At 57.0% G+C, this 13,427-nt stretch carries 9 protein-coding genes and 2 pseudogenes; 7 read left to right on the forward strand and 4 right to left on the reverse strand.

Translation table 11 applies throughout. The features are described 5' to 3' along the window. Positions 1 to 148 precede the first annotated feature (148 nt). A pseudogene (locus ACI2KA_RS25050) lies at positions 149 to 865 on the forward strand (NAD(P)/FAD-dependent oxidoreductase); the annotation flags it as partial. Positions 866 to 1,199: 334 nt separating this feature from the next. Here the strand turns inward: ACI2KA_RS25050 and repC are convergent. From repC to ACI2KA_RS25070, 4 genes are all read right to left on the reverse strand, one after another. Next, positions 1,200 to 2,414: a plasmid replication protein RepC gene (repC, locus tag ACI2KA_RS25055; protein WP_404505157.1), complete on the reverse strand. Its 1,215-nt coding sequence runs from the start codon at positions 2,412 to 2,414 to the stop codon at positions 1,200 to 1,202. Between the two features lie 200 nt (positions 2,415 to 2,614). After that, the gene (repB, locus tag ACI2KA_RS25060; RefSeq protein ID WP_404505158.1) at positions 2,615 to 3,646 is read right to left on the reverse strand and encodes a plasmid partitioning protein RepB; all 1,032 of its coding nucleotides are present in this window, start codon (positions 3,644 to 3,646) and stop codon (positions 2,615 to 2,617) included. Continuing rightward, a complete protein-coding gene (repA, locus tag ACI2KA_RS25065; protein WP_404505159.1) occupies positions 3,643 to 4,866 on the reverse strand; it encodes a plasmid partitioning protein RepA in 1,224 nt (407 codons plus the stop codon). The genes repB and repA overlap by 4 nt, the downstream gene beginning before the upstream one ends. A gap of 362 nt (positions 4,867 to 5,228) precedes the next feature. Further along, positions 5,229 to 6,377 (reverse strand): ROK family protein, encoded by a 1,149-nt coding sequence (locus ACI2KA_RS25070; protein WP_404505160.1) that lies wholly within the window; start codon positions 6,375 to 6,377, stop codon positions 5,229 to 5,231. 118 nt (positions 6,378 to 6,495) lie between these two features. Between ACI2KA_RS25070 and ACI2KA_RS25075 the strand changes: the two genes are divergently transcribed. The 6 genes and pseudogenes from ACI2KA_RS25075 to ACI2KA_RS25100 all read left to right on the forward strand — a co-directional run. Further along, on the forward strand, positions 6,496 to 7,497 hold the full coding sequence (locus ACI2KA_RS25075; protein ID WP_404505161.1) for an extracellular solute-binding protein: 1,002 nt from the start codon (positions 6,496 to 6,498) through the stop codon (positions 7,495 to 7,497). Positions 7,498 to 7,572: 75 nt separating this feature from the next. Next, positions 7,573 to 8,571 (forward strand): ABC transporter ATP-binding protein, encoded by a 999-nt coding sequence (locus ACI2KA_RS25080; protein ID WP_404505162.1) that lies wholly within the window; start codon positions 7,573 to 7,575, stop codon positions 8,569 to 8,571. After that, on the forward strand, positions 8,568 to 10,277 hold the full coding sequence (locus ACI2KA_RS25085) for an ABC transporter permease (RefSeq protein WP_404505163.1): 1,710 nt from the start codon (positions 8,568 to 8,570) through the stop codon (positions 10,275 to 10,277). The genes ACI2KA_RS25080 and ACI2KA_RS25085 overlap by 4 nt, the downstream gene beginning before the upstream one ends. 14 nt (positions 10,278 to 10,291) lie before the next feature. Continuing rightward, positions 10,292 to 11,206: a sugar phosphate isomerase/epimerase family protein gene (locus ACI2KA_RS25090; protein WP_404505164.1), complete on the forward strand. Its 915-nt coding sequence runs from the start codon at positions 10,292 to 10,294 to the stop codon at positions 11,204 to 11,206. 325 nt (positions 11,207 to 11,531) lie between these two features. After that, a complete protein-coding gene (locus tag ACI2KA_RS25095) occupies positions 11,532 to 12,050 on the forward strand; it encodes a TolC family protein (RefSeq protein ID WP_404505165.1) in 519 nt (172 codons plus the stop codon). A 41-nt stretch (positions 12,051 to 12,091) separates the two neighbouring features. Then, positions 12,092 to 13,427, forward strand: a pseudogene (locus ACI2KA_RS25100) (glutamate ligase); the annotation flags it as partial.

A 13,427-nucleotide genomic window follows, 5' to 3' on the forward strand; every position in this document is an offset into this window, starting at 1 on the left:
CAATGTTCTGATCGTTTCGGGGGAGTGTCAACTCGGTTAGAGTGCCGATTCCACAACTCAAAGCGGCCTAGTATGGTCCTTATCCTTCATAATGCCGCTCGTCCCGCGCATTGCGTTCTTAGCGTACGATTTGGAGCAGTTCTTGCTCTTGCCCCAGGGTGCTATCTTCAATCCCGGCGAAGGTTGGGTCGATCTGCCGACGCTGATCGGGGTGCTTCTTGAGGAGTTTTTCGCGCTCGGAGGCGTCCTGGTAACGGACCAGGGCGCCGCGCGGGTCATGCTCGAGGGTGGTCGTGCTGTTGGTGCGGAAACTGCAAAGGGTCACCTCCATCGGGCGGATGCTGTCGTGCTCGCGACAGGCCCGGCCGTGCCCAAGATGGCTGCGGAAAGCGGACAGACCATCGGCGACGGGACACCGATCGCGCTTCTCGTGCAAACCAAGCCGCTGGCCCATCCCCTGCACGCTGTCTTGAATACACCGCGCGTCGCTGTTCGCCCCGCGCCGGGTGGCTCCTTCTCGGTGGATGCCGACTGGGCGGCTGATGAGGGTGTGACAGTGCGTGCGGACGGCACCTATGAGATCGATGACAGCATTGTTGCCGAGCTTCTGGTGGAGGCTGCCAAGGTGATGGAAGGCAATCCGCAACTCGAAGTCGCTTCGATCGGTGTTGGTGGGAAACCGATCCCGGGCGACGGCGAGCCGGTGATTGGAGCCATCAAGGCCATTCCCGGCTATTACGTCGCCTTCAGCCACAGTGGCGCAACGCTTGGCCTGATCGTGGGCGAATTGCTCGCTTTCGAGATTGTGACCGGGACCGAGCATCAGATGCTCGCAACCTTCCGACCGGAGCGCTTCTCAGGCTAAGACACTCATTCCAAGATCTCCGGAAAACGAGCCTGCTGAACTAACGGCGGGCTTATTTTACCGCATGCCGATGCTGAAACGTCGTTTCCGATTCCTAGGCTGCGCGATCACGGTACTCACCACAGTTATCGGCCGGACGTGGATTGATCTTGTCCCATTCACCAACTCTGCGAAGTGAATGGGACGGGTCAATGAAGGGCAGGGCAGGTGGTGATAATTGGCATGCCCGGTTTCCTGACGTGATCAATCAAACGCCTCACCACCTTAACTACGGTTCCGACGTCGCAGGCTGCCGCCCTCATAACGATACTCCCTCTCCAAGCCAACCATCATATTATCCAGTGGCTTTCACCTGGTGACCGCCAGCTCGCAACAGCGCCATAAGCACCGGACCAAGTGAAAATTCACCGCGCTTCGCCTTATTCGTCAAATCCCTGAGATACCCGCCCGGTGAATTGATGTGGCCACCACGCTCCAGAATGCAGGCGATGGTTACCGCAGCATTCTCTGGACCCATTATCTCACAAGCCTCCTGATATGCGGAGGGACTAACCCCAAGCATTGACCTGACAACCACGGCGGCGGTCATGAGCTCGCGCCAATTCCCGATTTGACCCTCAGGCCCATAGTTCGAAATCTCCGGGCAGGCTCGCAATACAAGGCCAATGGGAAAAGCCTTAATCGGCACATGTCCGGCCTGCTTGTTCTGGCTCGGCTTCGCCTCCTGCTCGTTTCTAGAGCTAGGTTCAAGTTCATTAGGGTGGTTGGTGTTTGAATTCTGTATGTGGCGCTCAATTTGAGCATCATTGGTGATCATTTCTAAAGAAAAATCGTCGGAATTCAGGAGTTTGAGGGTATCCTCTCGCAAGCTGGCCATCCTGGCACCCAGATCGCCAAGTTCATTCAAGGTTGGATTGCGAGGAATTTGTCCGACGAGCACAAGATAGCGCTCTTCAAGCCCGCCCCAATCGCCTGAAGCTCCCTCTTCAACGCCAGCCGTGATCAGCTTTCGGATATCGCGCCGGCAGATCGTCAGGCTTTCCTTTGCCCTTCTGAAGGCAATTCGATCAGCGGCAACCTGCTGGGCCAGGCATGCGAGTTCCTCAGCCCGCATAAGGAGCGGGGATATGTCGAATCCGAAAGCGTGTTCGATTGATCCCTCGTCATCTTTTCGAGCGTAGCGCTTGCCGTTGGCGCTGTCCTTGCGGATGATTAAGCCGGCCTCAACGAGAAGGGCAAGATGCCGACGCAAAGTGGCACCTGCGATGCCATGCGCGCGAATTGACAGCTGAATGTTCGACGGGAAGACGACGAGCTGGGCGTCCTGGCGCAGTTCGTTCTCGGGATAAAAGCTCAGGAGAGCGTCAAGCACCGCCAGGCTACGATCCTGCAGACCGAGCACTTCTCTTGCCTCCGATGCATCGCGAAAGACTTTCCATTTGTCTGCCGACTTGCCTTCCTCGATCTTGGTCGTGGCAATCTGCCGCTTCACAAGCGCAAGGGTCACAGGCCGCCGCCCAAAGGGCGTCGTCACTTGTCCACCTTCCATGTCCTCGCCTTTCAAAAAGGCAAAAGATCTACGCTCACCAAAACGATGCCAAAGACTCTTGACTAAGATTCATGGAAATGCGATTCTCAAGTTCTCACACAACGAGAAGGGCTTCCATGACGGCAACGTTTCGGGGGCCTTTTTCTTTTGCGCACTTTCCTTCCGTAAAATCACTTCGAAGCCTGCTACTCAGCTTCGGTTTAAGTCTTGGATCCCTTGCGGGCGAACCGCTCCACCAGCGTGGGCAGTTCGGCTTCGATAAAATCGAGGAATTCTGCTCCAGCCGGCGTCTCCGCTGAAATGCGAATGTCCTTGGTCGTACGCAGGAAACTGCCAAGCGGTTCGCCCGCGGCGCCGGCAATCCTCTTCCCGCCAGCCCTCTGTGATGGTGCTGCAGGTTTCAGGGCATTGAGGGCTGCCAGAAACTTCTGATCCGACCCTAGGTGCTTTTCTGAAGCGAGCGACAGCGTCTTGCGCAGTTCATCATGCAGATCAGCCTGCTCGGAGAATGCCTTTGCGAATTCTGCCCATCTCGGACGGCCGACCTTGGTCGCCCGACCGATCGCCTCAATGATATCGAAGGGAACGGAGCGATAAACCGCCCGCATTCGGGCAAGCTCTGGATCGTCGATTGACAACGCCGCCTTGATATCACGGGGCTTCACCTCGGCATCGTCCATGCGGCGGGCAAACAGGGCGCGCTCGATCCAGGTCAGATCCTGACGATCGGCATTTTCGATACCCTGCGCGATCACAAGCTCGACATCGGAAATCTCGACTTCGATCGCCTTCACCGGAATCCCGAGATCCTTGGCTGCCTGCAGTCGGCGATGGCCGTAGATCACCTGATAGCGTTCAGGTGAGGATGGCGACTTGCGGACCTGAATAGGAATTTTCTGACCTTCGGACCGAATGGAGTTCCTGAAAGTCTCGAAATCCGATGCGTTGTCATCTGGAAGACGATCAGGAAAGGGAGAGGGATCGATCTTTGACGGATCGAGTTCCCGGATCGCACCACCACCCGATTCGACAAGCGCCTTCAGGCGGTCGCGTTCGGATTTGATGTCGTCAATTGCCCGGTGCGCCGCACCGATGACGCCGGCGCCAACACGTGCAGGTGCTGCCGATTGTTGCGGGGTGGCAGAACTGTCCGTCGACAGCCGGTTTTCAAGCTCCGCCGACAGCAGTCCGAAATTTGCAACGATGGATTTACGCGATGACTTGCTCGTCATGTGCGTCCCCAACTGGTGTTAATGAGTTTCAATATTGCTTCGTTAACGGCATCCACCGCCTCACGTGCGCGTTTGTGCGTATCACGGCCGATCTGGCCCATCTCAAGCTCGTAAATGGATCGTTTGGCAAGTCCCGCTGCTTCGACCGCCGTGCTTTCAATCAGCGTGGGTAGAAGCACATCCGTTCCGAACAGATGGCGCATCATCGCAACAACCTGCGACTGCGGTGCGTCGTTCGGATCATGGCGGGTGACAAGATAGCGGATAAAATCCTGATCGAGCTGCGCTCCGCTCTCGTTCAGCACGCTAATCAAATCGCCCATCATCAACAGGAACTGGCTCATCGAAGCCACATCAAGCATAGCCGGATGTACCGTGATAATCATGCTGGTCGCGGCATAGATTGCGCTGAGTGTCAGAAACCCGAGTGACGGCGGTGTATCAAGGATGACAACATCATAGTCCTGCTCGACCTCCGAAAGGGCAAGTTTGAGACGCTCGAAGAAGATCGCGCCTGAGCCTGATTTCTGCGCCAGGACGCGCGGCGTTTCGTGCTCGTATTCCATGACTTCGAGGTTGCCCGGAATAAGGTCGATACCATCGAAATATGTTTTGCGAATAATATCGCGGATCGGGCGACGCTCGGCATCGTCATAACGAAGGGCTGCATAAATCGTCTCATTGGCGCCGACATCGAATTCGGGCTGCGCACCGAAGAGAGCGGAAAGTGATGCCTGCGGATCGAGGTCAAGTGCAAGGACGCGATAACCCTGCAAAGCGAGGTAATGTGCAAGATGAACGCAGGTCGTAGTCTTTGCGCTGCCGCCCTTGAAGTTGGCGATCGCGACAACCTGAAGATGCTCATCCTCGCGTCTGCGCGGTAAAAATCTCAGCGCCTCTGACGGTTTCTGACTGGCAAAGAGTTCGCGCAACTCGTTTATCTGGGCAAGCGTATAGACGCGATGATTATTCTCAAGCCGACCGGGAATCGGACCGCGCCCTTCGCTCGACATAAGTTTTAGGGTGGAATCGGGTATGGATGTCAGCTTGGAGACTTCATTGGTCAGAAACGGCCTGAGGCTCTTCTCCGACTTCGGAGGATACATGCGGGTGCGAAGCTGCTGTAATTGCTGTGACAAAAGGCCTGCGTGGCGCATGATCTTCCCGCCCGCATCTTCCTTTTGACCGTTCATCGCTTCTACTGGTTTCGCCATCGCCATATCGCCCTCTTGGCGGGCAGCCTTCGGTTTGCCGACCATTGCCCGCCAAAGATACAACACGATTCTTCCCGCACGTCCAGTCGTTTAGAGTTAGCAGAGCCTTGACGGCCGACCTTTGAAACGGGACGCGGTTAGCCAAAATTGAAATTTAACAATTTTTTCATTTAGTTCGCGATTATTTCTATCAGGACGGATGCCAGTTTGTTCTAGAGCTGATTAAACAGAACAGCGATCTTCGAAAATGCGCTCCGCGTGCCACTGAAGCCCCTGCAATCCGCAGCGAACTTGATCCAGATATCGACGGCCACGATCGCGCAAGGTTACACCCGAAGAGCCGCGACCGATCTCAACCACGCCCAATCTTAAGTCTTGCGCCCATTGAGATAGGCATTGCCCAGATCCTGCACCGCGCCTGAAAGAAAGGTCTCGAAAAAGGGGATAGATGCAGCACCATAGGCTCCGGCACGGGGCCCGAGGGCAGATGCCGTCACTGGGGCGACAGTCAGCCCGCGCGAAGGTCCCTCAATGGGTTCGGCAAGTATCCGGTCGAGAAGGGCCTGATTGATGGCAGCGGGTAGGCGTCCACCGATGACGATCACGGCGGGATCGAATAATCCGGATGCCACGCGCACGGCGTGGCGCAATTGCGCTCCGGCCCGCTCGATCCATGCGTCCATGACTGTTTGGGCGGTGCTGGGAAGCTGGTCTATATCCAGGAAGTCCCTGACGGAAAAACCTGCCCGATCCAGTGTGGTCAACAAATCCTGCCCGGAAGGACGCGACTTATCATACGGAAAGAGAACGCCAGTCAGGCTGGCGTTGCCGTTCGCGCCACGATAGGGCTTGCCACCGATGACCGCTCCGCCGCCGACGCCGTGACCGATATGAATGAAGAACAACGGATCGGCAATTGGAAGGGACCGGTTGAACAGATATTCGCCGAGAGACGCAGCGGTTCCATCGTTTTCCACGAAACAGGGAAGCTCGAAGGATTCGCGTAGACGTTCGATCGCCATGCTATCCTCGAAAGCCGGGAACAGCGGATGTGCGTTGAAGAAATTGGCGTCGGTGCCGAAATTGCCCGGCACGGAGCAGCCTATTCCCACGACCGCGGTATGAGGCAGGTTTGTTTCGGCGAGCATCGCCGTCAGTTCGGTCATCGCCGCGTCCGCCACGCCGTGGATCGTCGCCGCCTCGATCTCGACGGAGTGCGTTGAAAGAACCGTACCGGGCAGGTCGATGAGCGCGATCTCCATACGTGAGACGGAAAAGGTGATGCCCGCGCTGATATGGCTTTTCGGCTTCAGGCGCAGAAGTCGACGCGGTTGGCCCTGTGCGCCATTGCGTTCTACCTCTTCCGTCAGCAAGCCTTTGTCCACGAGTTCGCCAACGAGCCGAGTAACCGAAGCTCCCGTCATTCCTGACAGTTGCGCGAGATCGACACGCGCGATTTCCCCTCGGCGCAGGATGAGTTCGATCAGCCGTCGTTGGTTCATCGAAAGTGCAAACATGAATCACTCTCCTTCCTCAGACCCCAAATTGCTTGTTAAAATAAATTTTGCAATGTAATTTAATTGTCATGGAGGACCGCTAAGAGAGTGGTCGTCGAGCTGCTGAAGGAGGTCCGCCATGAAGCTTTTTGGAATTTTGACTGCTGCCACGATTGCTGTGGCATCGATCTTTCCCGCATCTGCCGCCACGCTGACCGTGTATTCTCCGCAGGGCGATCAGCGCGCCATCTGGATCAAAGAGCGGGCGAAGGCCGCAGGCCACGATATCACCATTCTCAATGCAGGGGGTGGCGAGTTGTTCGACAGGCTGATGGCGGAGAAGAACAATCCGCAGGCCGATGTCGTGCTGGGTATGGTCGATACGTCCATGGCGCTCATGAAGAAGGCGGCACTATTCCAGGCCTATTCTCCGGTTTGGGCGACGGAGCTACCCGCGGGGTACAATGATGTCGATGGTATGGTTCACAAATTCTGGCAAACGCCGATCGTGCTCGGTTATTATCCGGATACGCTTGGTGAACTAACGCCTCCCAAGAGCTGGCTGGATCTCACGAAGGATCAGTATAAGGGCAAATACGTGATCGGCAGCACTGCTGCGCAGACGACGCGCATCTATCTGGCAGGCATGCTTGCGAGGTTTCTTGATGAAAACGGCGACGTGACGCCCGCAGGTTGGGACTTCATGACGAAGCTTTACAACAATGCGATCGTCGTGAACGACGGCGATGCGCTGCTGCAGGCCTATAAGTCCAAGGAAGCGACGATCACATTGAACTGGCTCGGTGGCGCGCTCAAGCAATCCCAGGATCTCGGCCTCCCGATCAAGATCATCGATACCGAGGGCGGCACGCCGTTTATTTCCGAAGGGGTCGCCATAGTGGCCGGCACGAAGCATCTTGTCGAGGCCAAGGCCTTCATCGACTGGTTCGGCTCCAAGGAGGTGATGGCTGCCTATGCTGAGAAATTCGGTCAGGTGCCGGCACTTCCGGCCGCGCTTGCTAGATCGCCAGCCAAGGTGCAGGAACTTGCGAAGATTGTGAAGCCGCAGCCGATCAATTGGGATGCGATTGCGCCGAAACTGGATGCATGGTTGCAGAGAATAGAACTGGATATCCGCTAAATGTTTTCCGGCTGCGGCGCGAACTGCCGCGGCCACGCCATTCAAGGCGATATGACGTCGACGGGCATATAGACCATGACATCGAACGTTCTGACCATCGATACGCTGGAGATTGGCTATGGCGGCAATGCCATCGTCAAGGATTTCTCGCTCAGTGTGAAAAAAGGGGAATTTATTTCGCTGCTCGGACCTTCCGGTAGCGGCAAGTCCAGCATCTTGCGCGCACTGGCCGGATTCTTGCCGCCGATGAGTGGAAAAATTGTCCTGGCCGGACGTGACATCACAAGCCAGCCGCCTGAACGCAGAGACATTGGCATCGTCTTTCAGAACTATGCCCTGTTTCCCAATATGAGTGCTTATGAAAACATCGCTTTCGCGCTGCGTGTCGCGAGGCGGCCGCAGCCGGAGATCGATCGACGGGTGCATGAGGTCGCGTCGATGGCCAGCATCGTTGATTATCTCGCGAGGAAACCCGCCAATCTCTCCGGCGGCCAACAGCAGCGTGTCGCGATTGCACGTGCACTCGTCACCGGCGCGCAGGTTCTCCTCTTCGACGAACCTTTGTCGAATCTCGATGCCGCAGTGCGCGCCGTCATGCGCCGCGAGATTCGCCGCTTGCAACAGGACATCGGCTTCACGGCAATCTTCGTGACCCACGATCAGGAAGATGCACTCACCATGTCCGACAGGATCGTCGTTCTTCACGAGGGCCGCATCGAACAGGTCGGTGATGGGCGCACGCTCTACCGCCAGCCGGCGACACCCTTCATTTGTCGATTCATCGGCGCGACCAACGAATTGTCCCCAGCAATCGCCACGCGCCTGCTCGGGCGGGAGGTGACAGGACGAGCTTTCGTTCGTCTGGAAAATCTGCTTCTCGGCACCGGAGACGGGCTACCGATGACAATCGGCGCAGTGGAGTTTCTCGGTGCTTATAGCCGCATCGAGTTGCTTTTCGACGACATGGTGTTATCGGCGCTTGTTCTCGGTGATGCGCCTTTCGAGCGGGGCGCCACCATTCCTGTTACGGTTCGCCCGGACGCCATGCATATCTTTGCGGAGCCGATGCGATGAACCGCGCTGTTTCGGGGGAACGCATCCTTTATTGGGCGGGGATCGTCGTCGTCGCTTGGGCGGGGTTCAGTTTCGTCCTCATGCCGCTCGTCTCCGCGCTGAAGATCGCACTGCTTCACGACGGCTCGCTTTCCCTTTATGCGCCGCTTGCCGACCTCGCGGCGTCCCGTCGCGTTCGGGACGCCTTTTCCAACACCGTCTGGATGACGCTCGCCTCCATGGTCACCGTCACCATCGTCGGCGTTTTCCAGGTGGCGGTCCTCGAATATTTCAAGCTGCGGGGAAGGACTTTCCTCAAGATCGCGTATGCGACGCCGCTCGTCTTCGGTGGTGTGGTTGCCTGTGCCGGTTATAATTTCGCCTATGGACCGGCAGGTGTGGTGACGACGGCGATCAGATGGTTTGCGCCCTCGATCCGCAGTGACTGGTTCATCGGCGGGTTCGGCGTGCTGTTTGCCCACAGTTTCCTGCTGACCGGCTTTTATTTTCTTTTCCTCCGCGCTGCGATGCGCCGGGTCGACTATGCCACGATCGAGGCCGCGCGAAGCATGGGCGCCTCCGAAACCATCATTTTCCGGCGGGTCGTCCTGCCAGCGCTCAGACCAACGCTCCTAGCCGTTTCACTGCTGACCCTGCATACAGCGCTCGGCTCTTTTGCGGCGCCGCAGGTTCTCGGCGGACGAGATTTTCACATGCTGAGTCAGATGGTTCTCACCCTCAACAGCCTGCGAAGATCGGATCTCGCCGCGCTGCTGGCGCTTGGCATGGGGGCGGTGCTGATGTTGTTGATCCTTTTCGCCCAGCATCTCGAGGCTAGGGGGAACTATTCCGCCGGGACCAAAAGCATAAGCCCCATCATGCTGAAAGAAATCCGCAATCGTATGGCAAATACCGCCATACATGTGGCGGCTTATCTTATGGCGCTGTTATACTTGTTGCCAGTTGTCCTCGTCGTTCTCTTCTCTTTTGCGCCCGCCTCCGACATCGGAGTCGAGGTATTTCCGTCCGCTCTGACACTGAAGAACTACATCCGGGTCTTTTCGGGCGGGAGCGCTGTCGAGCCTTTCCTCAATTCGGCAACCATGGGTGCTGTCTCCGTTGGCGCCGCGCTTGCACTGACGTTTTTTGCCATTCCCGTCATCCTGCGTAAGCAGAACTGGCTGACGCGGCTGCTCGACGCCGGCTTTTTCCTGCCCTGGGTGGTTCCGGGTATTTTGCTCGCCGTCGGCCTCATCACGGTTTTCGACCATCCTAATCTGCTTGTCGGCAACGCCGTCCTCCTCGGCTCCTACTGGCTTTTGCCGATCGGTTATGCCGTGATCCTGCTACCGATGACGAGCCGTTTCTTGCGGGCCTCTTTCGTTGGGATCGATCCAGCCTACGAAGAAGCAGCGCGCGCGATGGGAGCCTCTGCGCTCTATCGTTTCCGCCGCATCATCTTTCCGCTGATTGCCCCAACCGCCATTCTGGTCGCCGGCATGGGCTTCAACGACCTGATGGCGGAATATCCGCTCTCGGCCTTCCTCTACAATGTCAATAACAAGCCGCTGCCAATAGCCATCGTCGACGGCGCGGTCTCGGCCGACCCCGAACAGGCCGCCATCAACCTCGTCTATGTCACCCTGATCACCGCATTTTCGCTGGCGGTAATCCTCTTTGCCGAACGCATGAGCCTCGGCAAGGAACCTCAAACGAACAAGCTTTGAAGGAGAAACGACCCATGGATAGCTGCATTACCGTCTGGCATTGGCCGCATCACGAACGCTGGTACGACGAGGGCATTCGGCGGACTCTCGATCGGGTCCGCACGGCGGGCTTCACCCACGTGAACTGGAATCCCGACTCAGGAAGTTCATACTGGTTCTCCGATGCGGAGATCGAGTTCACGCGCAAAATCGTCGCCGAAGCGGGTCTCAAGGTTCATTCATTGCATGCCAGCAATGGCCGCAATCTCGTTTCGGAACTGAAGGGATCACACGAATTCATCCGCGAAACCCGCAAGGACATCTTATCCCATCACGCGTGGCAGCGTCAAAGCGGTGTCGAGTTGCTGCAGAACCGCATCGACCTTGCTGTGGCCTTCGGTGCGCCTAATGTCGTGCTGCATGTCGACATCGTCGACGAGGTTTTCGAGAATCCGGAAAACGAGGCACGTTTCTTCGAGCCGCTCGAGCGATCATTGGACGATTTGAGACCCTATTGTGCAAGGAGCGGGGTGCAGATCGCCGTTGAGAACCTTCCGAAGGCGAGCGCCGACAACTATCTGCTACTATTTGACTGGCTGTTTACGCGCTATGAAGCGGATTTCATCGGACTTTGCTATGACAGCGGCCATTGGGAAATGATCGAACCTGGGCGGGTCTCGGTGCTCGAACGGCATGGCAAGCGCTTGATCGCAACCCATATCCACGACAATTTCAGCGCCATGGACGATCATCTGCTGCCCTTCGACGGCAAAGTGAACTGGGACATTGTGACCAAAGCCATTGCCGCCACTCCCTATGTTACACCGCTGAATTTCGAAACGCCGATAGACCGTTACGCGATGGAGGAACTGTCCTACTACCGACGCGCCCATGACGTCGCGATCCGGCTCGAGACCATGATCAGCGAAGCGCGCCATGGCCACGGCTGATGCCTGAACACGAAGTCCAGCTTCTTCACCTCCGCACCGTTGTTGCGGAGGTGGCGTGTTTGACCAAACACTGGACGAAGCAGATGCCGTTGTATTCCTTGTTTCTCACGAGCGTTAGCTAGAGCAACCGATGCGATAATTGCAATTAGGCCGCGCCTCAGGGAGGTACATGGTTAATATTCACTTACCAAGATTAACCTATCGTTAACCGCATTTACCTAGTTCTGACTTAAGAGCCGGTTTTGTATCGGTAATTCAAAGGCCATGGTCTCGTTTCTCGTACTGGCAGGTTGCTCATTCTTCTTGTCAGAAGGTGGAACGTTAGATGCGGTTTCGTTGGTTTCCAGCATTTGTTTACATCATTGCTGCAGGCATGTTGGCGACCGGCTGCGCGAACCGCCCCGGCGCCAACATCCGTCAGGCGGGTAGTGGAAATCCCGAAACTCTCGGTCATGAGAGACGCTCGGGTAACGAAGATCTTCCGGGTGTGAGTGGCGCCACAGCTGACCCGGTCAGGTCAGCGAAGCCCATGAGCGCACATCACAAGGGCCCCCTGTCACTCGAAACTGCGGTCAGGAAGGCTGTCGATTGGCATCCTGCCGTCACAGAGACCATCGGGCGGCTTCGCCAGCAGACCGAATCCGTGAACGAGGCTCGTGCCGGCTATCTTCCGAATTTCAGCTGGGGACTGGACTCCTCCTACAACACCAACCGGTCGGACCGTTATAGCCCGGATCTGAACTTCAGCGCCTCGCAGATGCTCTATGATTTCGGGAAGGTCGACAACCGCGTCAAGATTGCCACGGCGTCTACGGCTACCACGCCTGTTTCGACCGGCGCATAGAGGCCTATAACGCGCTGCGCCACGCAAGCACGACCTATGCCATGATCGAGGCCTGGGAGTTGACTCACGACCCGCGGCTGAAAAATGCGATCGAATGTGCGCTTATCTATCTCGAGGCTAAGCTGATCAAGCCTGCCATCCTTCCCGACGGCACGAAAGCCGCCTTCCTTGTTGAGGCAGATGGCGAGATCAAGCTCGGCGGTAACGCCGTCGCGATCCTGGCGCTGACGAAATATATGGCAGTGACCGGCAGGACCGCGTGGAGGGACGTTGCGGAGCAGCTCGCATGCGGCATCCGCCACATGCAGGATCGCAAGACGGGTGCCTTCGTGCACGTCCTTCATTTTCCCGATCTTTCGGTCAAACAGAAATATCGCACCATCTATTACGAGGGCGAGGCAGCCTTCGGTCTCATGCGCCTCTATGAGCTGACCGGTGACAAGCGATGGCTTGAAACCGTTGAGAACGCGTTTAACCACTTCATTGCCGCAGAGCACTGGAAACATCATGATCATTGGCTTGGTTACTGCGTCAATGAACTGACGCGCCACCGGCCAGAGGAACGTTACTTCCGTTTCGCCATTCGCAACGTTGCCGACTATCTCGACTTCGTCGAAAACCGGGTCACCACCTTCCCGACACTACTTGAGTTGATGATGGCGGCGCGCCAGACGCTGTCGCGTATTGCCGCCGAGCCCAGCCTGCATGGGCTTTTGAATGATATTGATCTGATGCACTTCGAAAGGGCGCTTGAAAAACGTGCTCATCATCTGCTGAATGGCCATTTCTGGCCAGAAATGGCGATGTATTATCGCAGGCCTGAGGGCATTGCCGGTTCCTTCTTCATTCGGCACCATGCTTTTCGGGTGCGGATAGATGATGTTGAGCACTACCTCTCCGGCTTCGTAGCCTATCGCCGCTATCTCAAAGAGCGCGCGGCCTTCCGTGAACTGGTCCGCAGACATGGCGCATCCAACAGGCGCCGCAGTCCAAGCATGCCGAAACCGCAGCTTTGCCCCAACGGAAGGCAGTGGAGCGCATCACATGTTGAGGCGGCGACGGGTGGCACCTGGGCTCACCAACCGCCGGAGGGCTGGACGGCAAACGGGCTTTGTACATACGCGCCGGCCATGCAGGCGGGAGATATGGTTGTTTTGCGTGGCAAGGAGGACACAACGGGTGTGCTGTTGCATGCGCTCGTCAATCGGGGGGCACCAGCAGGCTTCATCACGACCGATCCGGAACTGGCCAGAGGCCAGGAAGGGCCGGTTCTGCAGGTGTCATACGCCGCCTCGCTGATCTCGACTCTTTGGCCTTCCCAAAACGCGATGAATCTGAATCTCTGGTGCAAACCGGAGGTTTGCGATGCGATCAGGG

It is taken from the genome of Agrobacterium sp. NPDC089420 (genome assembly GCF_044900305.1).
Classification (GTDB): domain Bacteria; phylum Pseudomonadota; class Alphaproteobacteria; order Rhizobiales; family Rhizobiaceae; genus Agrobacterium.

What these genes read in the sequence shown, in the direction of transcription:
- repC (WP_404505157.1), bottom strand. Translation starts at nt 2,414, where the DNA reads ATGGAAGGTGGACAAGTGACGACGCCCTTTGGGCGGCGGCCTGTGACC.
- repB (WP_404505158.1), bottom strand. Translation starts at nt 3,646, where the DNA reads ATGACGAGCAAGTCATCGCGTAAATCCATCGTTGCAAATTTCGGACTG.
- repA (WP_404505159.1), bottom strand. Translation starts at nt 4,866, where the DNA reads ATGGCGATGGCGAAACCAGTAGAAGCGATGAACGGTCAAAAGGAAGAT.
- ACI2KA_RS25070 (WP_404505160.1), bottom strand. Translation starts at nt 6,377, where the DNA reads ATGTTTGCACTTTCGATGAACCAACGACGGCTGATCGAACTCATCCTG.
- ACI2KA_RS25075 (WP_404505161.1), top strand. Translation starts at nt 6,496, where the DNA reads ATGAAGCTTTTTGGAATTTTGACTGCTGCCACGATTGCTGTGGCATCG.
- ACI2KA_RS25080 (WP_404505162.1), top strand. Translation starts at nt 7,573, where the DNA reads ATGACATCGAACGTTCTGACCATCGATACGCTGGAGATTGGCTATGGC.
- ACI2KA_RS25085 (WP_404505163.1), top strand. Translation starts at nt 8,568, where the DNA reads ATGAACCGCGCTGTTTCGGGGGAACGCATCCTTTATTGGGCGGGGATC.
- ACI2KA_RS25090 (WP_404505164.1), top strand. Translation starts at nt 10,292, where the DNA reads ATGGATAGCTGCATTACCGTCTGGCATTGGCCGCATCACGAACGCTGG.
- ACI2KA_RS25095 (WP_404505165.1), top strand. Translation starts at nt 11,532, where the DNA reads ATGCGGTTTCGTTGGTTTCCAGCATTTGTTTACATCATTGCTGCAGGC.